Here is a 20447-nt window from a genome sequence, read left to right as displayed (position 1 = left end):
TTTTGCATTTCTACTTGCGTTTGCCCAGCAGGCGCAGCAGGTACAAAAAGATATTGATAAAGTCCAGGTACAAGTTTAAAGCCGAATAGATCGAGATCTTATCCAGCATAGCCGGGTCGCCCTGGAAGCTGTAGTAGTAGTCCTTTACTTTTTTGGAATCGTAGGTGGTGATGCCCAAAAACAGGATCAGGCCCACGAAGCAGACTACCGTGTCGAGCATGTAAAAATTAAAAAACATGCTCACCAGTCCCATGATGATCAGGGCGATAAGCCCCATACCGATCATGGGGCCAAAGCCCGACAGGTCGCGCTTGGTGATGAGGCCCACCGCCGCCATCACCCCAAAGTACAGCGAGGTGACGCCAAAAACAAAGATGGTAGCCGTCACGTCATACATCAAAAATAGGGTGGAGAAGACGATACCGGTGGTCACCGCATAAGCGATAAAGGTAATACGGGCCGCCGTCAGCGACATCTTCTGCAGGCGGGCGGTGAGTACCACCACCAACACCAGCTTGCCTATCAGCAGGGCCAGCGGCATCCACGGGGTCACGAACAGCGCCAGCACTGCACCGGTGGCGTACAGCCCATAAGAAGTGGCAAAGGTGATGGCCAGAGCAATAAACATCCACAGGTATGTCTTGGCTACATGTCTGTACAGCGGGGTCTTCACATTTTGCTCGGTGCCGATCCAGGCACCGGTCTGTGCGTCGTACATAGATAGATTACCTCCTCTTTCTATTTAGTAACAGTATACTGTATCAGGTTCTCTATTTCAACTGCCACCGCCCGTTTTATCCCGCTAAAAACCGCCGCCGGCAGCGCTCTGCCAGCAGCGGTCATTTTGAGACCAGACCGTAGCGGCTCAGGTAAACAGCTCGGTCTTCGAGTTCATATACACGCTCATCACGATGCCGATAGCCAGGTACAAGACCATCACCGAGGTGCCCCCAGCGCTAAAAAACGGCAGCGTCAGGCCGATGACCGGCATCACACCGATGCACATGCCCACATTGGCCAGTATTTGAAACAGCAGTACGGCAAAAATGCCCACACACACAAAGTAGCCCTGCTTGTCCGCCGAGCGCCGGGCCACAAACAGCGTTTTGCCCGCCACCGCCAGCAGCAGCCCCACTACCAGCAGGCAGCCGATAAAGCCCATCGTCTGTCCCACATAGCTAAAAATAAAGTCGTTGCGCATGTAGGGCACTTCCCGCGGCACATTGTCGCCAAACAGCCCCAGGCCAAATATCTTGCCGCTGCCGATGGCGATCTTGCTCTGTAACGGCTGAAAGCCCACCCCCTGCGGGTCCAGTTCGGGGTTAAATATGGTCAAAAACCGCTTTTTCTGGTGGCTGGAGAGGATGAAATTCCAAAACACCGGCACTGCCGCCGCCGCCAGTGCCAGCCCGGCCAGCACATACCGCCACGAGATACCGGCGGCGAACAGCATCGCCACAAAGATCACCGCAAAAGCCAGTGCCGTGCCGTCGTCGCCCTGCAGATGGATCAGCAAAATAGGCGCCGCCCCGTGCAGACAGAGCATGAGCACATTTTTATACTGATTGATGTTGTCCCCCACTGCATTCAGGTGCATGGCAAAGGTAAAGATGAACGAGAGCTTGGCCAGCTCGGTGGGCTGAAAAGTCATACCAAAAGGCATCGGCAGCCAGGCTTTGTCGTCGGCGCCTGGGTTTTGGATACCAAATACAAAAGTAGCCAGCACCAGCGCCCAGCAGATCACCACGTGGTACTTCCAAAAGGTAAACCCCACATGAAAGTCCAGTTTCGAGATGATCACCGCCGCCACGACCCCGATAGCCGTGGCGATAGCCTGGGTCATCACCACCCGAATACTCAAAAATTCGTAGAACACCTGCGACGAAAGCAGCACGAGAGACATGCCGCTACAGGTAAAGCACAGCAGCCACAGCACCTTGTCGGTGCGCCGAAAATAGTCGGCCACCGAGGCGGTCAATTTTTTTAACATAAATATGGACCTCTCTTGAAAACGGGACGGCAACGCCGCCCGAAAAACACCTCTTACGCGATCAGCCGGGCCGCCGCGCGGCAACCCGCAGATAGAATAGGTTCATTGTACTAAAAAAACCGGGGTTATTCAAGGAAATGCGCAGTTTAATTCGCTGGCTGAATATGCTATACTTATTTTTGATACCTGCGGCACGGCCCCTGCTACGGCGGGCAAAACGGCCCTTTTAGGGCCGCATTTATGTGCCGCCGTTCACCAATTGTTTACATGCCGGCGCAGCCAGGGGCATCGCCGGACGACTTTGATACAGGGGTGAGGATATGCTGACCGATATTGAGATCGCCAGCCAGTGCCGCATGCGGCCCATAAAAGAAGTTGCCGCCCAGCTGGGCATCGACGAGTCCGAGTACGAGCCGTACGGCCACTACAAAGCCAAACTGACCCAGCCGCTCTTCGACCGGCTGCGCGGCCGTCCCGACGGCAAGCTGGTGCTGGTGACCGCCGTCAACCCCACCCCCGCCGGCGAGGGGAAGACCACCACCACCGTAGGGCTGGGGCAAGCCATGCAAAAACTGGGAGAAAACTGTGTCATCGCCCTGCGCGAGCCGTCGCTGGGGCCGGTGTTCGGGGTAAAGGGTGGGGCTGCCGGCGGCGGCTACGCCCAGGTGGTGCCCATGGAGGATATCAATCTCCACTTCACCGGCGACATGCACGCCATCACCGCCGCCAACAATCTCATCTGCGCCTGCCTCGATAACCACCTGCAGCAGGGAAATCAGCTGGGGATCGATCCGCGGCGGGTGGTATTTAAGCGCGCCATGGACATGAACGACCGGGCCCTGCGGCAGATCGTGGTGGGGATGGGCGGTCCTTTGAGCGGCATACCTCGGCAGGATGGATTTCTCATCTCGGTAGCCAGCGAGATCATGGCCATCCTCTGTCTGGCCGACGATCTGCACGATTTAAAACAGCGGGTGGGGAACATTCTGCTGGGCTATACTTTCGGCCGCCAGCCGGTTTACGTGCGCGACCTGCATATAAGCGGCGCGGTCACCGCGCTGCTCAAAGACGCCATAAAACCCAATCTGGTGCAGACGCTGGAGGGAACGCCGGCCATTTTACACGGCGGCCCGTTTGCCAACATCGCCCACGGCTGTAACTCGGTGCGGGCCACTCGTCTGGCACTCAAGCTGGGCGACTACTGCTTTACCGAGGCGGGCTTCGGCTCCGACCTGGGGGCCGAGAAATTTTTAGATATCAAGTGCCGCCAGGCGGGCCTTGCCCCCAGTGCCATCGTGGTGGTGGCCACGGTGCGGGCGCTCAAGTATAACGGCGGCGTCAAAAAAGATGCACTGCAGCAAGAGGATCTGGCAGCGCTGCAGCGCGGTCTGCCCAATCTGGTGGCCCACGTGCAGAATATGCAGCAGTACGGGGTGCCGGTGGTGGTGGCTCTCAACCACTTCTACGCCGATACCGGGGCCGAGATCGCCGCCGTGGGCGCCTGTCTCGACGAGCTGGGCGTGCCCTGGGCGGTATCCGATGTGTTCGCCCGCGGCGGCGATGGCGGCACCGATGTGTGCCGGCTCATTTTAGAGGCCTGCCGGCAGCCCAGCCACTTCTCCCCCATCTACAGCGAACAGCTGCCCATCGAGGAGAAGATCGCGGCCATCGCCCAAAAGATCTACGGCGCCGACGGGGTGGACTACTCCGCCGCCGCCCAAAAGCAGATCGCCCAGATCGCGGCACTGGGGTACGGCAAAACGCCGGTCTGTATCGCCAAGACCCAGTACTCGCTGTCGGATGACCCGGCCAAACTGGGCCGGCCTACCGGCTTTCGCCTGCAGGTAAAAGAGGTGCGCCTCTCGGCCGGGGCCGGGTTCGTGGTGGCGCTGGCCGGCGACATCATGACCATGCCCGGCCTGCCCAAAGTCCCGGCGGCCGAGAGTATCGATATCGACGACGAGGGCAATATCACGGGGTTGTTTTAGTATGGAATTTATCACCGAGAGCACACAGCAGACCGAGGCGCTGGCCAAAAAGCTGGCTCGCCGGCTGCGCCCGGGCGACGTGGTGGCCTACCGCGGCGGCATGGGGGCGGGCAAAACTGCCTTTACCCGCGGGTTGGCCGCCGGCCTGGGCGCCACCGGCGAGGTGTCCAGCCCCACCTTTGCCATCGTCAACGAGTACCCGGGCCCGCTGCCGCTCTATCACTTCGACATGTACCGCATCCTGGATCTCGACGACCTGGAGACTACCGGCTACTACGACTATCTGGATGCCGGCGACAGCGTACTGGCCATCGAGTGGAGCGAGAACATCCAGCCGGCCCTGCCGGAACACACCATCTACATCACCATCCAGCCGCTGAGTGAAGACCGGCGGCGCATCGTGGTAGAAAATCTTGAGAGGGGCGCCTGACCGATGCGGATACTGGCACTGGATACCTCGGCCAAATCGGCCTCCTGTGCAGTGTGGGAAAACGATGTGCTGTTGGCCGAGAGTTTTATAAACACCAGGCTCACCCACAGCGAAACGCTGATGCCCATGCTGCACAGCACATTGCAAAATGCCAAGCTGCAACTTGGCGATACCGACTATCTGGCCCTCACCCACGGGCCGGGCTCATTTACCGGGCTGCGCATCGGCACCGCGGCAGTCAAGGGGCTGTGTGCTGGGTTGCAGCGGCCCTGTGTGGGCGTCTCCAGCCTCGAGGCCACCGCCTATAACCTGCTGGGCTGGCACGGCTATATCGTGCCGGCCATGGACGCCCGACGCGGCCAGGTATACACCGCCGCCTTTTTGTGCGATGAGAGCGGTATCCGCCGCCTCACCGATGACTGTGCCGCCGATGCCGCCGGCGTACTGACGGCCTGCAGCGACGAAAATTTACCGGTATATTTACTAGGCGACGGAGCCAGCTTGTGCTATAATACTGTAGGGGCAGACAGCCGGGTGCGCTTGGCGCCGGCCCACCTGCTCTTTACCCGCGCCGGGGCAGTTGCCCAATGCGCGGCCGCACACATACAAAAAGGCGAGGCCGGCCCCGCCCGCGACCTGGGTATCTCCTATATCCGGCTGTCGCAGGCCCAGCGGGAATTGGCCCAACGCCAGCAGTCGGCGCCGAGTGGGGCTGACTGATAGGTACTTACCTCTGATCGCAGCCCGCCAGCACTGCGCACGGCGGGCAGATACTGTGAAATGCGCCGGGCGCAGCGGCAGAATGGAGCTGTTTACTATGAAATTGTCAGTTGGTTGTGACCACGGCGGCTACGAGCTGAAAGAAGCGGTGCTCAAGCACCTGGACGAAAAAGGTATCGCCTACATCGACTGTGGCTGCCACGGCGAGAGCGTGGACTATCCGGTCATCGCCAAAGAGGTCTGCTCCCACATCGTCTCCGGCGAATGCGAGTGCGGTCTGCTGTTCTGCGGCACCGGCATCGGTATCTCGATGGCAGCCAATAAGGTCAAGGGCATTCGCGCCGCCTGCTGCTCAGATTACTACAGCGCCAAATACACCAAAATGCACAACAACGCCAACGTGCTGTGTATGGGCGGTCGGGTGCTGGGCCCGGGCGCTGCCTGTGAACTGGTCGACGTGTACCTCGAGACCGAGTATGAGGGCGGCCGCCACCAGCGCCGTATCGATATGCTCACCGAGCTGGACAACGAGAGATAACTCCCCCGCCGGGACGTGTAAAGTAAAGAGAGGGAATTGACTATGGCCAAAAAGACCTTTATCATGGACCATCCGCTGATCAAACACAAGATCTCGCTGCTGCGCGACAAACACACCAGCACCAAAGAGTTCAGAGAGCTGGTCTCTGAGATCGCCATGCTGATGTGCTACGAGGCGACCCGCGACCTGCCCTTAAAAGAGGTGGAGATCGAGACTCCTGTCGCCACCGCCAAAGCGCAGATCATCTCGGGCCGCAAGATCGCCTTCGTGCCCATCCTGCGCGCCGGTCTGGGCATGGTGGAGGGCATCCTCAACCTGGTGCCCTCGGCCAAGATCGGCCACGTGGGCCTGTACCGCGACCCCGAGACCATGAAGCCGGTCGAGTACTACTGCAAAATGCCCACCGATATCGGCGAGCGCGACGTAGTGGTCCTCGATCCCATGCTGGCCACCGGCGGCAGCGCCATCGACGCCATCGGCCTGGTCAAGAGCTATAATCCCCGCTCGATCAAATTCATGTGCATCATCGCCGCCCCCGAAGGGCTGGCCGCGCTGGAAGAGGCACACCCCGACGTCGAGATCTACGTCGGTGCGCTCGACGATCACCTCAACGACCACAAGTACATCGTCCCCGGTCTGGGCGATGCCGGCGACCGTATCTTCGGCACCAAATAATCTCTTTTGCACCATCTTTTGTACATAGGTGTTCCGGCATAGTCACCGGTACCAAAATAGGGGCGGGACAGCAGCTGTGCTGTCCCGCCCCTATTTATTTGCATATCGGCAGCATCGCTTTAGCTGTACTGCTCTACGCTCTCGGCCACCAGGTCCCAAAAGCGCTCCTGATCCAGTGTAATGCCCACTTTGCAGTTGGGCGCCTTATCGCCGTACACGTGGTAGTAGTCGCACAGAGTGCGGCCATAACTGGGCCCACCGGTGATATCCACCTCGGCGTACATATCCTGCACGGTGAAGATGGTGGGGTCGATGAGGTAGGCCACACAGGTGACGTCGTGTACCGGGCCGCCATCCAGGCCGTAGGCGTCGTGCTGGGTCTTGTGGGTAAAGCGCATGATGTCGCCAAACAGCTTGCCGGCGCGGTTGCCTATGGCCTCCATGCGCTCGATCACCGCCATGGTGCAGGCAGTCTGATTGGTCAGGTCCAGCCCCATCATCACCAGCGGCACACCAGAGGAGAACACCACGTGAGCGGCTTCGGGGTCGGCGTAGATGTTAAACTCGGCGGCCGGGGTGGTGTTCCCCAGCCCATAGGCCCCGCCCATAAGTACGATCTGTTTGATCTTGGGCACAATGGCCGGCTGGGCGCGCATGGCCACAGCGATGTTGGTCAGCGGGCCTACCGGCACCAGGGTGATATCGCCGTCAGAGGCCATCAGTGTGTCGATGATGAACTGCACCGCACCGATCTTCTCCTCGCAGCGGGTCAGCGGCTCAAATACCGGGCCGTCCAGTCCGCTCTCGCCGTGGATATTGGCCGCCACCACCTGCTGGCGGACCAGCGGCAGCGGCATGCCGGCATACACCGGCACATCCAGCTCCAGGGTCTGGCAGATGTGCAGCGCGTTGGGCAGCGTCTTGTCCAGCGTCTGGTTGCCGGCCACCACCGTGATGCCCAGCAGGTCGATGGCCGGGTGCTTGGCCGCCAGCATAATGGCGATAGCGTCGTCGTGACCCGGGTCGCAGTCGAGAATGATCTTCTGTCTGTCCATGATATACCTCTCCCTCTATGGCCGCCCCGTGTTGGGGCACAAGGTGTATTTCGTTGTTTGTAGTATAGCAGTGGCCGTGCTATACTGTATATGAGATTTCTCATATTTCGGGAGGGATACCGATGCAGCAGATAAACGATGCCAAACTGCGCGCCCATTTTTTGCAGCGATCCGACTTTTTACAGTGCTTTTCTTTCGACGCTGCCCCCTATACCCAGCTGTACCACGCCGAAGCGACCGACTATATCGTCAGTGAAGGCGCGCAGCTGCACCACCTGTTTTACCTGGTAGCAGGGCGGGCCAAGCTGTACCTCACGCTGCCCAACGGCAAGGTGTCGCTGATCGACTTCTTTAAAGCCCCCTGCTTTGTAGGGGAGATGGAACTGCTTGGCATCCAGCGGCAGTCGCGGGCGGTACAGGCGCTGGTGCCCTGCTACTGCCTGGCCCTGCCGGTAGACCGCTGCCGCCAGCAGCTGCTGCAAGACGCCCGCTTTCTGCGCCGCCTGTGCGATTACCTGGGCAGTAAAAACTACCGTACAGTGCTCTCCCTATCGCAAAATAAAGGTTTTCCGCTGGAAAACCGGCTGGCGCAGTTTTTATTGATCGCCGCCCCCGAGGGCTGGTACCGCGAAAAGCACGGCCACGCCGCCGAGTATCTGGGCGTATCGTATCGGCATCTGCTGTATGTGCTGGCCGATTTCGTGCGCCTGGGCTACATCGCCAAAGACGAAGGCGGCTACCGCATCGCCGACCGGCCAGCCCTGCTATCTCTGGCCCGCGAGATGGACCCCCAGTGGGAGCTCCCCTAGCCCGTCTTCCCTGCACAAAAGCACCCTACAGGCACACGATATCGTGTGCCTGTAGGGTGCTTTTCCTTCTGCTGTCTATAAGCATACACCGGGGCAGTATCTCTACCGGCGCAAACGGTCTTTCTCGGTAATGGGCCGCAGCACCCGGCAGGGGTTGCCCACCGCCACCACTTTAGGAGGAATATCGCGGGTGACCACACTGCCGGCGCCGATGACCGCCTCGTCGCCGATGTGCACGCCGCCCAAAATGGTGGTATTGCCGCCAATCCACACCCGGTCGCCCACCGTAATGGGCCGGGCCACGATATCGCCGGCCAGCCGCTCGTCGGCCAGCAGCGCGTGGTCCGAGGTGAAAAAGCACACCCGCGGCCCCATCATCACCTCCCGGCCAATGGTCACCGGTGCACAGTCCAGCCAAATGCTCCCCTGATTGACAAAGCTGCCCGCCCCCAAGGTGACGAAAAAGCCAAACTCCATCGAAAACGGCGGCACGATATGCGCCCCTTCTCCCCGGTCGTGCAGCAGCTCATCCAGGGCGCGCTGCATACCCGTCTCATTCTGCTGCCCGTAGCACTGGGTGTAGCGGGCTATAGCGGCCGCCGCCTGCTTACGGCGATCAGCCAGCCATGGGTCAAAGTCGTCGTAGGGCCGCCCCGCAGCCATATCCTCTAAAAGTTGCCGGTGTTCGCGCATCGCAAGCTCTCCTCTCCCCGTCCGCTCCGGTCCCGGCGGCAAACGTCTCTCTACCACCACTGTATAAGCTGACTCAGGTCCCGTCAAGGACAATTGCCTCTTAAAGCACACATCGGGTAGCTTCCGCTTTTCCACCATTAAAGTGCCCCGATCCCACAGGTCTCCATAGTCTCCCCATCGGCCATCCATGCCGCTGCGCCCCGGCAAAACGCGATCTCCCCGCTCCCGCACGCCAGCAAAAAAGCCGGCAGCTACACGCCACCGGCCTTTTCAAAAATACCGCCGCACCCGCTGCATATACCGGCGGTAGTCGTCGCCAAACTGCCGCTGGCACCAGCGCTCTTCCGCGCGGATGATCCAGTGCGCCGACACCTGAAACACCGCCACCAGCGCCGCCAAAAGCCACGACTGCACCAGCAGCGCACAGCCGGCAAAGATCGCGAGATACGCCACATACATGGGGTTGCGCGACAGCCGGTACAGCCCCTTCACGCTCATCTTCCCAGGCGGCGTGGCGGCAAAAGCCACCACCGCTGCCGCCAGCAGCGCCAGCCCGGCAATATACACCGCCAGCCCACCGGCAAACAGCCACGCCGGCCGGGTCTGTATCTGCGATACGCCGATGTAGACGATGATCGCCACACTAGTCAGCTGGTACAGCCAGTAGGCCACTCTCTCGCCCCCCTGTATGGGGGCAAAATGGGCCGCGCGCAGCACCGACTCCCGGCCGTATCGACCCAGCAGCCCAAAGCGCACACCAAAAAATGGGAGCAGCAATAAAAACCCCATTCCCGCACCCCTTCCTTCTGTCGCACCGCGGCCCAACGTGCCGGCCGATGTGATCCATGTACCGATCGATCACACCGCCGCACAGGGCCTGCCTAAAGCAGCTGCTGCAAACTGTCTTTTTCGGTGATGGGCCGCAGCACCCGGCAGGGGTTGCCTACCGCCACCACGCCCGGTTCGATATCGCGGGTCACCACGCTGCCGGCCCCCACTACCGAGCCAGCCCCAACCGTCACTCCGCCCATGAGGATAGCGCCGCCGCCGATCCACACGTCGTCCTCTACGGTGATGGGGCGGGCGGTTATAAGCCCGGCGGCCCGCTCCTGCGGCAGTAGCGCGTGGGTGGTGGTGTAAAAGCACACCCGCGGCCCGATGAGCACCCGCTCGCCGATGACCACTGGCGCGCAGTCCATAAAAATACTGCCCTGGTTGATAAAGCTGTCTTTGCCCAGCGATATGAACGACCCCAGCTGCACAGAAAACGGCGGCAGGATAAAGGCGCCGGGCCCACAGTGGCCCAGCAGCTCTTTTAAGATGGCGGTCATACCGGCGTTGTCGCCGCTTTTTTGGCAGGCGGTATATCGCTCGGCCAGTGCTGCCACCTCGCCCCGCCGGGCCTGCAGCCGGGGGTCAAAGTCGTTAAAAGTCTTGCCGGCGGCCATGTCGGCCATCAGCTGCTCTGGCAACTGCAAGTCGGTATCCCCCTTTTTAGGTGTTGGCGGCCAACCGGTCGCACAGCGCCCGGTCCGGCGTTACATAAGCCGAGTAGTTCTGGTCAAAGATCACCATCCCCGGCTTGGCCGCCGGCGGCTTTTTGATGTTCTTTACCAGCGTGTAGTCCACCGTCACCTGCGCAGCCGGCCCGGCTTTGGAGTGGGTGGCGGCAATGATGGCCGCCTGGGTAAAGGCCCGCTCGGGGATCGCGTCAAAATCCTCTCCCCCCGTCAGCAGGATCACATGGCTGCCGGGGATCGACTTGGTGTGAAACCAGATGTCCCACCTCTCGGCGGTGCGCAGTGTCAGCTGGTCGTTTTGCAGGTTGTTGCGGCCCACCAGCACGGTGTAGCCGTCGTCCAGCACAAATTTCAGCGGGTCGCGGGGGCGGGTCTTTACCTTGGCGTGCAGCCGTTTCACATAGCCCTGCCCGGCCAGCTCCTGCCGGATCTGCGCCAAGTCGTCCTCGCCGGTGGCGCGGGTCAGGCTGTCAAACACGCTCTCCAGGTAATCGAGCTCCTGCTGCCCCTGCTCGATGAGTCCGCGCAGCTTCTTCTCAGCCGTGTCCAGTTTTTTGTATTTCTTGTAGCAGTGCTGGGCATTTTGCGCCGGGGTCAGGCGGGGGTCCAGCGGGATCTCCACCTCCTCCAGCGCCGGGCTGTAATAGTTTTGCAGCTGCACCGACTTCTGCCCCTTTTGCAGCTGGTACAGGCTGCTCGAGAGCAGGTCCCCCCACACCCGGTATCGGTCGCGGTCGGCACAGTCCAGCAGCTCCTGCCGCTGCGCCGCCAGCTTGCGCTGGATGCGCTCGGTCTTTTGCAGGATCAGGCCAAACAGGTCGCCGCTCTTCTGCTTCATGCGGTGGTAGGTGTCGCGCTCGGCGTAGTAGCTGTCCAGCAGCTGCCCCATCGTCTCAAAGTGGCGGGTCTCATAGGGGTAGCCAAACTGGGCCAGGTCTAAAAACGACAGGTCCTTGGGCGCTTTCTCGCCGTCGAGCACCATTGTCGGGGCGGGTGTGCCCTGCTGCAGCACCGCCTGCAGGTTGCCGATAAAAAAGCGCAACCGGTCCATCTGGTCCTTTTCCAGCGCATCCAGCTTTTGCCAGTGGCACACATAGTGCTCGATCTCGCCGGCCACCACCGGCGAGATACCCGCCAGCGCCTTCATAGCTGCCCGGTGCAGGTCGCCGTCAAATTTGTCGGCCACTGCCTGCGCCGCCTCCTCGCGGCTGGCGGTAAACAGGCTCAGCTTGTTCTGGGCCGGCGGCAGCTGATACTGCATGCCCGGCAACACCTGCCGCACCGAGGACATCGACAGATCCACCCGCTTTACCGAGTCGATGATGCGCCCCTTTTCACCGATGAGGATGATGTTGGAGTGGCGGCCCATGATCTCGCAGGCCAGCGTCAGCTGCACCGGGTCGCCGATCTCTGAGGTGCAGGCAAAGTCCAAAAACACGATGCGCTCGCTGTCGGGCTGGCGCACCGCCAGCAGCTTGCCGCCGGTCAGGTGCTTGCGCAGCAGCATGCAAAACATGGGCGGCACCTGGGGGTTCTGGTAGCTCTGCCGGGTCACATGCAGCCGCGGCGCGTCGGCACGGGCCGACAAAAACAGCTTGCAGCCCACCCCCGCACCGCTCATCGTCAGCACCAGTTCCTCTTTCGAGAGCTGGTGTACCTTGGTGATGCGGCCGCCCAGCGCCGCCTGCTCGATCTCGCGGCACACAAAGTGCAGGCTCAGTGCATCCAGCGCCATTACAAAAACACCTCCACGTCCTGTTCATCGGTCAAAAAAATGGGCACCGTACCGGCCAGCACCTCTTTCAGGGCCGGCAGCACCACCACCTCGGTGGCGTAGTGGCCGGCGGCGATCAGCGTCACGTCCCGCTGCCGGGCATACAAAAATTCGCTGTACTTGGCCTCGCCCACCAATAGCGTGTCCGCCCCGGCGGCCACGGCGGCGTCCACCAGGTCTCCCCCCGCGCCCGAGCAGATGGCCACCCGCTGTACTGTGCGGCTGCCCGGCGCGCAGCGCACCCCGCCGGCGCCCAGGCACTGGCGAACATGCCGGGCATAGTCGGCCGGGCCGCACACCCGGTGGGGCGTCCCCACCCGGCCCAGCCCGTCGGCGCACAGCGGCGCGCATCCGGTCACCCCCACCGCCGCGGCCAGGCAGTCGTTCACACCGCCGGTGGCAATATCCAGGTTGGTGTGAAAGCTGATGATCGCCAGCCCCCTCTGTACCGCCCGGTACACCGGCTGCAGCGGGGTCAGCGCCTTTATGGGGCGAAAGATCACCGGGTGGTGGGTGACGATGAGGTTGGCCCCGTTTCGCCCCGCCTGGTCGATGGCCGCATCGGTCACGTCCAGCGCCAGCTGGATGCCGGTACACGCCGCCTCACCGTCGCCGGCCAGCAGTCCCACGTTATCCCACTCGCAGGCCAAAGCGGTGGGGTAGTGTTCTTCTAATCGTGCCAGTATATCTAAAATGCGCATAGCAGATCCCTCTCTGTGTAAATGTCATCGGCAGGCGGCTACATCCCCGTCGGCGGTGCAAAAATGCCCGCGATCGGTCCGGTCGCGGGCAGTGCCGGGGGCTCGGTGCCGCTGCACCGGGTCGTGTGCCCGGTTACCGGCTAGTAGAGCTTTTGCACGTCGACGATCAACCTGTCGATGTGGCCGGTATCTTTCTGCTGGGCCAGCAGCCCGGCTTTGCGGTCATAGAGCATCTTGAGCACCCCGTCGTAATAGGCGGCCTTCTGCTCATCGGCACAAAACGGCACCATGCCCACCAGGCTCTGCAGCGGCGATATGCGCTCCTTTTCCCCGGTATAGCACACCAGCATCACTGTGTATACCTTGCCCCGCTCGCACACCACCCGCTCCTTGACCACCGCAAAGCCCTGCTTGCCCAAAAATATCCGCAGCACTCCAGCGTGGGTCATGGGCTGCAGCACCAACGTGCACTGCGGCTGGCGCAGCCAGTCGCAGCGGTCGATGATGCCGCAGATGGTGTGTCCGCCCATTCCGGCGATGATAACGGTGTCCACCGGCGGCACCCCGTCGAGCCCGTCGGTGTGGATGCAGGTGATGGGCAGGTCGGCCCGCTCGGCCAGCCGCTGCGCCTTTTGTAAAGACGGCAGCGACACATCGCAGCAAAGGCCCCGCTCCACCTTGTTCTGCTGCAGCAAGTAGGCCATCAGCAGGCCGTGGTCGCAGCCCACATCGGCGGCGCTGCCGCCGGCGGGCACCATGTCCGCTACCATCTGCAGCCGTTTATCGAGTGACCTGGGCATCTTTCGCGCTCGCTTTCTCCCGGTCTATCCGGGCAAAGTCTTTTTCCTGTACATGCATGATAAACGAGGAGATATACTGGGTCAGCACCAGCACCAGCATACCGGTCACCACCATGAAAGTGGTGTTGGGCAGCACCGCCATCATCACCGTGCCCAGGGCACCGCCAATGCCGATACACACCTGGCTGAACACGATGAACTCGGCGCTCAGGGGTTTGGCGCCCGGCACCTTGTCCACCGACAGGTAGAACATGGTGGTGTAGCCGGTATCCATCACACAGCCCAAAAAGCTGTTGATCACCGCAAAGAACATAATGGTGGTGACGTTGAGGCCAAAGTACAGCAGCGCCGTGGCCATTGCCAGTGCCGTGACCGAGCTGTAGAGCAGCTTTACGCGGTTTTTGTCGCGCATCACGCGGCCGCACACCCAGTTGGCCAAAATGGCCGCCAGCCCCACCAGCAGGTTGTTGGTGCCCACCAGCGCCTCGCTCTGAACGATCTGGTAGATGAGCACGTTGAGAAAGAACTTCATCACTCCCGAGCGAAAGCCCTTGATGGTCTCGCTGAGGATAAAGCTGCGCCAGGTGACCGAGTGAAAGGCGATGGACAGCATCTTGCCAAACTGCGCCTTTTTCGAGTTGAAGGTGATCTGCGGCAGCCGCAGCGCCTTGTACAGCGCCACCAGCGCCACCAGCGTCGAGATGCCAAACACCACGTAGTAGCCCGCCAGCCCCTCAAAGCGCGAGATGAGCAGGCCGGATAAAAACGGCATCCCCAAACTGATGACGCCGTTGGTCACCCCCATAAAGGCCACCGTCTGCCCGGCGTTGCCCTGGCTGGAGAACTGGGCCACCGAGTTGAGGTAGGTCATCGAGAAAAAGCCCTGTCCAATAGCCGCCAGCAGCGCAATGAGCACCACGAACTGGTCCAGTCGGCTCATCACCACAAAAAAGGTGACGTACATCGCCAAACTGTCGACGATGGCGATGGTAAACGTCGTCTTGCCCGAAAAGCGTCGCATCATGGGCACGCAGAGAATGCTCATCACCGGCGAGAGCACCATCATGATGGTGTTGTACTGCATGACGGCAGTGTTGTCGCCGGTCAGCTTTAAAAACAGCGTGTTGACGAAGATGGAGTGCAGGTTCATAAAGATCTGATAACAGATGTTGACCTGCAGCACCTGTAAAAACTTGCTCGATACGTCTTGGATACCCAAAAACTGCTTGATACGGTCGGATGTGGTGAACTGTTCTGCCAACTCTAAAAGCCCCTCTCAACGGTGGTGAAACGGGGCGGTATCGCCGTCCGACCGCCGTGCCGCCGGCGGCCGGGACAATTGTCCCGCCCCTGTCAAAGTACAAAAGCGGCCACCTGGTGGCCGCCCTTGGCTGTGTTCGCTACTCGCCCTGTGCGATGGCGTCGTTTAGCTTCTGCACCAGCGCCGCGCAGTCGGTGCCATGTACGGCACAGGCCTGCTCAACGGTCTCGCCGCGAGACATGGGGCACCCCAGGCAGTGCATGCCGATCTCTAAAAAATAGGGGGCCAGCTGGTCGTTATAATCGAGGATATCGCCGATGACGGTGTCTTTGGTGATGGTCATGGTAAGATCTTCCTTTCTATTGTCACAATATATGGTAGCGCCTGTACAGGCGCCGATACGGCGTACACGGGTCCGGCGGGCGTCCGCCCACTGACCTCGCTGATATTATACCCGTTTTGTCCATTTGTGACAAGGGGCCTACCGCGTTTTCCCCACAAAATCCACCGGTCGGGCGGCATGCCCTCCATCTGCTCCTCGCTCCACACCGGTTGCCATCTCCTTTTTTCGCCGTTGTGTTCTGCCACCGGTGCGCACATCCGGCCGCGGGCGCCAAAAAGGCAGGGCCAGCGGCTCATCGCCCTGCTCGGCCCCGCCCAACCCCACCCCGGCGCTCAGCGCCTAGCTCTCTATTTTCTCGCCGTGCTCGTGCAGCTTCTGTACCGGCACCTGCAGTTGGGTGCGGTAGTCGGCCGGCGAATGTACGTCGGCCGGCGAGGCGATCGCTTTGCCCCGAATGGGTCCGGTCATGCGGTAGCCGTTTTCCTCTACCCAGGTGGCCAGCGCCTGGGTGGCGGCAGCATAGCCGTCGTAGGGTCCGGCAAACTCCACCGCGGCCGCCAGCGGTATCGCCGGCAGCGTGTGGCAGCTGTAGGGGGGTGGCGCCTCTACGGGCGCCGCCAGCGGCACCGCCACCTCCACATCCACATCCTGGTCGCGAAATTCCTCGTCGTGGTAGATCGAGTATCCACCCTGATCGCAGGCAACGCCCACCTCCGCCATGTAGCGGCACAGCCGGTGCCACAGCTCTCCCTCCCGCTGGTAATCGGGCAGCGTGTCCCGCAGCGACAGCACGGTCTCGGCCGGCAAGCTGGTCAGTTTTACCTCATAGGTCATATCTCTGCGCTCCTTTTCTAGCGCGCCGCAAAAGGCGGCGATCCGCTCCAGCTTTGTCTGTTCGTCGGCGATCGTCGCCCGCACCGCCCGCTCCTTTTTTCGCAGTGCGGCGCCCATGGCCGCCGCGTCGCCAAAACAGGGCAGCAGCGCCGCGATCTCCTCTACGCCAAAGCCCATGTCCCGCAGCGCCACGATGCGCGCCAGGTCGGTCAGCTGGGCGGCGCTGTACAGCCGGTAACCGGTAAAGTGGTCTACCCGGTCCGGGTGCAGCAGCCCGCACTGGTCGTAATAGCGCAGCATCCGCGCCGAGACCTGGGCCAGCCGTGAAAATTCGCCGATCTTAAACATACAAAGTTCTCCTCTCTCATACATGCGTTCCGGTCCGCACTTACAGCATAGACCTTGGCACTGTGTCAAGGTCAAGAGCGGCGGCAAAAAATTTTATTTTTCCCCCACCCAATATACGATATCGGCGGCGACGGCGGGCGGTCGCCGCACGCCGTCCACCACTTTCCATCCTGCCGCGCTGCTGCCCGCAAAATAGTTGTGTTGACAACTATTTTGCACCGTCGTATACTAAAATATGAAAAGAGAGAGCAATGAAAGGTGTGATGCAGCATGTCCGATACGGCCGCACAGGAAGCAAAATACAAAAAAATGGTAGAGACCCCCATCCCCAAACTGGTGGTGTCTCTGGCGGTGCCCACCATCATCAGCATGATGGTCACCTCTATCTACAACATGGCCGATACCTTTTTCGTGGGCCAGATCGGCACCAGCGCCACCGGCGCGGTCGGCGTGGTATTCTCGCTGATGGCCATCATCCAGGCCATCGGCTTTACGCTGGGCATGGGCTCGGGCAACTACATCTCGCGCCTGCTGGGCCAGCGCGACCATGAGCGCGCCCAGCAGGTGGCCTCCACCGGCTTTGTCACCGCCCTTATCGTGGGCGCGGTGGTGGCGGTGCTGGGGCTTATCTTCATCGATCCGCTGGTGCGCATGCTCGGCGCCACCGAGACGATTCTCCCCCACGCCCGGGCCTATGCCCAGTACATCCTCATCGGCGCGCCGTACATGGCCGCCTCCTTCGTGCTCAACAACATCCTGCGCTTTCAGGGTAACGCCATCTACGCCATGGTGGGCCTCACCGCCGGCGGCGTGCTCAACATCATCCTCGACCCCATCTTCATCTTCGGGCTGGGTATGGGCACCGGCGGCGCGGCGCTGGCCACCATCATCAGCCAGTTCGTCAGCTTCCTCATCCTGTTTTACAACTGTCAGGGCAAAGGCGGCGGCATCAAGGTGCGCTTTACTTCCTTTAAGCCCTGCTGGTCTATCTATAAAGAGATCCTGCGCGGCGGTCTGCCCTCCTTCTACCGGCAGGGCCTGGCCAGCATCTCCACCATCTGCCTCAATTTGGGCGCCGGCCCCTTCGGCGACGCCGCCATCGCCGCTATGAGCATCGTCGGCAAGGTGTTCATGTTCGCCTTCTCCATCCTGCTGGGCTTCGGGCAGGGCTTTCAGCCGGTGTGCGGCTTCAACTACGGTGCCCAGCGCTACGACCGGGTGCTGCGCGCCTTCTGGTTCTGCGTCAAGGTAGGCGTTATCCTGCTGGCCGTACTGGCGGTGGGCGGGGTGATCTTTGCCCCTCAGCTGGTCGAGCTCTTTAGAAAAGGCGACGCCGAAGTGGTGGCCATCGGGGTGGTGGCCATGCGCTGGCAGGCGGTCGTGTTCCCGCTCTCGGCCTGGGTCACCATGTGTAACATGCTGCTGCAGGCCATCGGCAAAGGCACCAAGGCCTCGATCCTGGCCATGGCCCGGCAGGGCATCTTCTTCCTGCCCCTCATCCTGGTGCTGCCCCACACCATCGGCCTGCTGGGCGTGCAGATCAGTCAGCCCATCGCCGATGTGTGCACCTTCCTGTTGGCCGTCCCACTGACGGTGAGCGTCCTGCGGGAGCTCAAGCAGCAGATGTACCTGCAGCCCGGCTACGACCCCGAGACCGAGACCATGTCCCCCGCGGAGGAAACAGCAAAATGAGTGAACTGGGCGATATGCCCCGCATCAGCTATCCGGTCTCTACCCTGTACCGGCGTATGCAGCGCTATCTATCGCGCAAACTGGCCGAGGAGGGTCTGCCGGTAGAGGCCGGCCAGCTGCCGGCCCTGCTGCACACCTACTGGCACCCGGGCATCACCCAGGACGGTATCGCCGCCGGGGTGGGCATCGATAAAGGCACCGCCGCCCGGGCGCTGGCCCGGCTGGAGGAGCTGTCTCTCATCTGCCGTGTGCCCGACGAGGTCGACAAGCGGGTTCGCCGCATCCACCTCACCGAGCAGGGGCTGGCCATACGTCAGCAGGTGATGGATATCTACAGCCAGATGTACGAGATCTTATATCAGGGTCTCAGCCAGCAGGAGATCGCCCAGGCGGCGGCGCTCCTTGGCCAGCTCAGCGAAAATATGCACCGCCATCTGCGCGATACCTGCCGCGGCAAGCGCCAGCCCTGACTATCGCACATCCCTTTTACATAGCTTTATAAAAAGAGCGAGAGCCACAGCCCTTGCTCTTTTTTTCGTGCGCGCCTATCTGCAGGGGGCGGTCTCTCTCCCGGCAAGAACACATAAAGATCTTCCATTTAATATTAAGATATCATTAAATCTTCCGTTTCTATACGGCTTTATACCGTGCCGCTCAAAATCAAAGTTATCGTGTGATACCGGACTATAGCCGCTCTCAGCCCCTGCTTTTAGCTCGATTTTCGCCGATTTTCCGGGAAATCTGACGGTTACGTGGCGATACTCGTCTTGTCACTGCCAGCATAAATTGCTATACTGACAGATGTTCTTTACTTTATGTTATCTTTATACAAGGTATAAATATTACGCGGCAAGACCGCCCGGAGGAAACAGATGAAGATCATTATCGTGGGCGACGGCAAAGTGGGCGCCACCCTGACCGAACAGCTGTCTAAAGAGGGCCACGACCTGACGGTGATCGACCGCCGGCCCCAGGCCCTGCAGAGCCTGCAAGAGACATACGACGTGCGCTGTGTCTGCGGCAACGGCGCCGCCATGGGTGCCCTGGAAGAGGCCGGCGCCGGCGAAGCCGACCTGCTCATAGCCGCCACCTCGGCCGACGAGATCAACCTCCTGTGCTGCATCACCGCCAGCAAAATGGGCAGTGCCAGCACTATAGCCCGGGTGCGCAACACCGACTACGCCCAGCAGCTGGATCTGCTCAAAGACGAGCTGGGCCTGAGCATGACCATCAACCCCGAGCGCACCGCCGCGCGGGAGATCTACCACATCCTGCGGGCCCCCTCATCGGTCAACCGCGACTTTTTCGCCGGCGGCAAGGTGGAGCTCGTCGAGCTGCACATCCCCCAAAACAGCGCTATCGTCGGGCAGCCGCTGTCAAAGCTGTATAAAAAGTCGGGGGCCAAGGTGCTCATCTGCGCCGTCACCCGTGGCGACGAGGTGGTCATCCCCTCCGGCGACTTTGTGGTGGCTGCCGGCGACAACATCCACGTCACCGCCCAGCCGCAGGATATGGCTGTGCTGCTGCGCTACCTGGGCATCAAAACGCCCCGCATCCAGGCAGTCACCATCCTGGGCGGCAGCCGCATCGCCTACTACCTGGCCACCCGGCTCATGAGCACCGGTGTGCGGGTCAAGATCATCGAAAAAGAGTACGAGACCTGCCGCCACCTGTCGCAGCTGCTGCCCGGGGCGCTCATCATCCACGGCGACGCCACCCAAAAAGTGCTGCTCGACGAGGAGGGCCTGCGCGACGCCGACGCGCTGGTGAGCCTGATGAACTTCGACGAGACCAACGCGATCGTCTCGATGTACGCCATGCAGCAGGGGCTGCCAAAAGTCATCGCCAAGATCGACCGCATCGACTATATGAACATCTTTAAAAAGATGGATGTGCAGACCTTTATCAGCCCCAAAAGGCTCATCTGCAACCACGTGCTGCGCTATGTGCGGGCCATGACCGCCTCCAGCGGCAGCTCCTTTAATACCATGTACCAGCTGGTGGGCGGCCGGGTCGAGGCGCTGGAATTTACCGCCTCCCCCGCCACCAAATACTTAAATGTCCCCTTTAAAGACGCACCGGTGCGCAGCGGGGTGCTCATCGCCTGTATCCTGCGGCGGCAAAAAGTCATCATCGCCACCGGCAACGACTGCATCCAGGACGGCGACACCGTCATCCTCGTCACCACCTCCGAGATGCAGGTCAGCGACCTCAACGACATCTTCCAGTAGCTCGTCCCCCGTCCGCGCCAAAAAACTGTCATACAGAGGAGTTTT

The 20447-nt window shown here is 61.0% G+C and carries 21 protein-coding genes; 9 read left to right on the top strand and 12 right to left on the bottom strand.

Annotation, left to right across the window (positions count from 1 at the left end; translation table 11 throughout):
• Positions 1 to 10: 10 nt before the first annotated feature.
• Both H8K20_RS02475 and H8K20_RS02470 read right to left on the bottom strand, forming a co-directional pair.
• On the bottom strand, positions 11 to 718 hold the full coding sequence (locus H8K20_RS02475; RefSeq protein WP_154865821.1) for a Bax inhibitor-1/YccA family protein: 708 nt from the start codon (positions 716 to 718) through the stop codon (positions 11 to 13).
• 147 nt (positions 719 to 865) lie between these two features.
• Positions 866 to 1990, bottom strand: a complete 1125-nt coding sequence (locus tag H8K20_RS02470) for an FtsW/RodA/SpoVE family cell cycle protein (RefSeq protein WP_154865822.1) — start codon at positions 1988 to 1990, stop codon at positions 866 to 868.
• Positions 1991 to 2310: 320 nt separating this feature from the next.
• On the opposite strand from H8K20_RS02470, the gene H8K20_RS02465 reads away from it, so the two are divergent.
• From H8K20_RS02465 to upp, 5 genes are all read left to right on the top strand, one after another.
• The gene (locus H8K20_RS02465) at positions 2311 to 3978 is read left to right on the top strand and encodes a formate--tetrahydrofolate ligase (protein ID WP_186487373.1); all 1668 of its coding nucleotides are present in this window, start codon (positions 2311 to 2313) and stop codon (positions 3976 to 3978) included.
• A 1-nt stretch (position 3979) separates the two neighbouring features.
• A complete protein-coding gene (gene tsaE / locus H8K20_RS02460) occupies positions 3980 to 4408 on the top strand; it encodes a tRNA (adenosine(37)-N6)-threonylcarbamoyltransferase complex ATPase subunit type 1 TsaE (RefSeq protein WP_105203587.1) in 429 nt (142 codons plus the stop codon).
• A gap of 3 nt (positions 4409 to 4411) precedes the next feature.
• Positions 4412 to 5128 carry a tRNA (adenosine(37)-N6)-threonylcarbamoyltransferase complex dimerization subunit type 1 TsaB gene (gene tsaB, locus H8K20_RS02455; protein ID WP_186487372.1) on the top strand — a complete coding sequence of 239 codons (717 nt, stop codon included), beginning with the start codon at positions 4412 to 4414 and terminating at the stop codon, positions 5126 to 5128.
• A 97-nt stretch (positions 5129 to 5225) separates the two neighbouring features.
• A complete protein-coding gene (gene rpiB, locus H8K20_RS02450; RefSeq protein ID WP_105203585.1) occupies positions 5226 to 5666 on the top strand; it encodes a ribose 5-phosphate isomerase B in 441 nt (146 codons plus the stop codon).
• A gap of 42 nt (positions 5667 to 5708) precedes the next feature.
• A complete protein-coding gene (gene upp / locus H8K20_RS02445; protein WP_105203584.1) occupies positions 5709 to 6341 on the top strand; it encodes a uracil phosphoribosyltransferase in 633 nt (210 codons plus the stop codon).
• A gap of 119 nt (positions 6342 to 6460) precedes the next feature.
• Here the strand turns inward: upp and rihB are convergent, their stop codons facing one another.
• On the bottom strand, positions 6461 to 7396 hold the full coding sequence (gene rihB, locus H8K20_RS02440) for a ribosylpyrimidine nucleosidase (RefSeq protein ID WP_186487371.1): 936 nt from the start codon (positions 7394 to 7396) through the stop codon (positions 6461 to 6463).
• Positions 7397 to 7518: 122 nt separating this feature from the next.
• Here rihB and yeiL point away from each other — a divergent pair, with 122 nt between their 5' ends.
• Positions 7519 to 8205, top strand: a complete 687-nt coding sequence (gene yeiL, locus H8K20_RS02435; protein ID WP_186487370.1) for a transcriptional regulator YeiL — start codon at positions 7519 to 7521, stop codon at positions 8203 to 8205.
• 102 nt (positions 8206 to 8307) lie between these two features.
• Here the strand turns inward: yeiL and H8K20_RS14000 are convergent, their stop codons facing one another.
• From H8K20_RS14000 to H8K20_RS02390, 9 genes are all read right to left on the bottom strand, one after another.
• Positions 8308 to 8898: a sugar O-acetyltransferase gene (locus tag H8K20_RS14000; protein WP_178089729.1), complete on the bottom strand. Its 591-nt coding sequence runs from the start codon at positions 8896 to 8898 to the stop codon at positions 8308 to 8310.
• A 270-nt stretch (positions 8899 to 9168) separates the two neighbouring features.
• A complete protein-coding gene (locus H8K20_RS02425) occupies positions 9169 to 9687 on the bottom strand; it encodes a methyltransferase family protein (protein ID WP_186487369.1) in 519 nt (172 codons plus the stop codon).
• Positions 9688 to 9779: 92 nt separating this feature from the next.
• On the bottom strand, positions 9780 to 10376 hold the full coding sequence (locus H8K20_RS02420) for a sugar O-acetyltransferase (RefSeq protein WP_186487368.1): 597 nt from the start codon (positions 10374 to 10376) through the stop codon (positions 9780 to 9782).
• A gap of 16 nt (positions 10377 to 10392) precedes the next feature.
• On the bottom strand, positions 10393 to 12153 hold the full coding sequence (locus tag H8K20_RS02415; RefSeq protein ID WP_186487367.1) for an Rqc2 family fibronectin-binding protein: 1761 nt from the start codon (positions 12151 to 12153) through the stop codon (positions 10393 to 10395).
• Positions 12153 to 12893 (bottom strand): Nif3-like dinuclear metal center hexameric protein, encoded by a 741-nt coding sequence (locus tag H8K20_RS02410; protein WP_186487366.1) that lies wholly within the window; start codon positions 12891 to 12893, stop codon positions 12153 to 12155. Before H8K20_RS02410 ends, H8K20_RS02415 begins: the two co-directional genes overlap by 1 nt.
• Positions 12894 to 13033: 140 nt before the next feature.
• Positions 13034 to 13693 (bottom strand): class I SAM-dependent methyltransferase, encoded by a 660-nt coding sequence (locus H8K20_RS02405; protein ID WP_105203578.1) that lies wholly within the window; start codon positions 13691 to 13693, stop codon positions 13034 to 13036.
• Positions 13674 to 14954 carry an MFS transporter gene (locus H8K20_RS02400; protein ID WP_105203577.1) on the bottom strand — a complete coding sequence of 427 codons (1281 nt, stop codon included), beginning with the start codon at positions 14952 to 14954 and terminating at the stop codon, positions 13674 to 13676. Before H8K20_RS02400 ends, H8K20_RS02405 begins: the two co-directional genes overlap by 20 nt.
• A gap of 139 nt (positions 14955 to 15093) precedes the next feature.
• Positions 15094 to 15297 (bottom strand): DUF1858 domain-containing protein, encoded by a 204-nt coding sequence (locus H8K20_RS02395; RefSeq protein WP_105203576.1) that lies wholly within the window; start codon positions 15295 to 15297, stop codon positions 15094 to 15096.
• A 339-nt stretch (positions 15298 to 15636) separates the two neighbouring features.
• On the bottom strand, positions 15637 to 16479 hold the full coding sequence (locus H8K20_RS02390; RefSeq protein WP_186487365.1) for a MerR family transcriptional regulator: 843 nt from the start codon (positions 16477 to 16479) through the stop codon (positions 15637 to 15639).
• Positions 16480 to 16749: 270 nt separating this feature from the next.
• On the opposite strand from H8K20_RS02390, the gene H8K20_RS02385 reads away from it, so the two are divergent.
• The 3 genes from H8K20_RS02385 (at position 16750) to trkA (ending at position 20402) form a co-directional block, all read left to right on the top strand.
• On the top strand, positions 16750 to 18171 hold the full coding sequence (locus tag H8K20_RS02385) for an MATE family efflux transporter (protein WP_186487364.1): 1422 nt from the start codon (positions 16750 to 16752) through the stop codon (positions 18169 to 18171).
• A complete protein-coding gene (locus H8K20_RS02380; protein ID WP_105203573.1) occupies positions 18168 to 18641 on the top strand; it encodes a MarR family winged helix-turn-helix transcriptional regulator in 474 nt (157 codons plus the stop codon). Before H8K20_RS02385 ends, H8K20_RS02380 begins: the two co-directional genes overlap by 4 nt.
• Positions 18642 to 19043: 402 nt before the next feature.
• Positions 19044 to 20402 carry a Trk system potassium transporter TrkA gene (gene trkA / locus H8K20_RS02375; RefSeq protein WP_154865831.1) on the top strand — a complete coding sequence of 453 codons (1359 nt, stop codon included), beginning with the start codon at positions 19044 to 19046 and terminating at the stop codon, positions 20400 to 20402.
• The last annotated feature ends 45 nt before the right edge of the window (positions 20403 to 20447 follow it).

The organism is Neobittarella massiliensis (ex Bilen et al. 2018), assembly GCF_014269355.1.
GTDB lineage: Bacteria > Bacillota > Clostridia > Oscillospirales > Ruminococcaceae > Neobittarella > Neobittarella massiliensis.
This window is presented reverse-complemented; position numbering and strand designations above follow the sequence as displayed.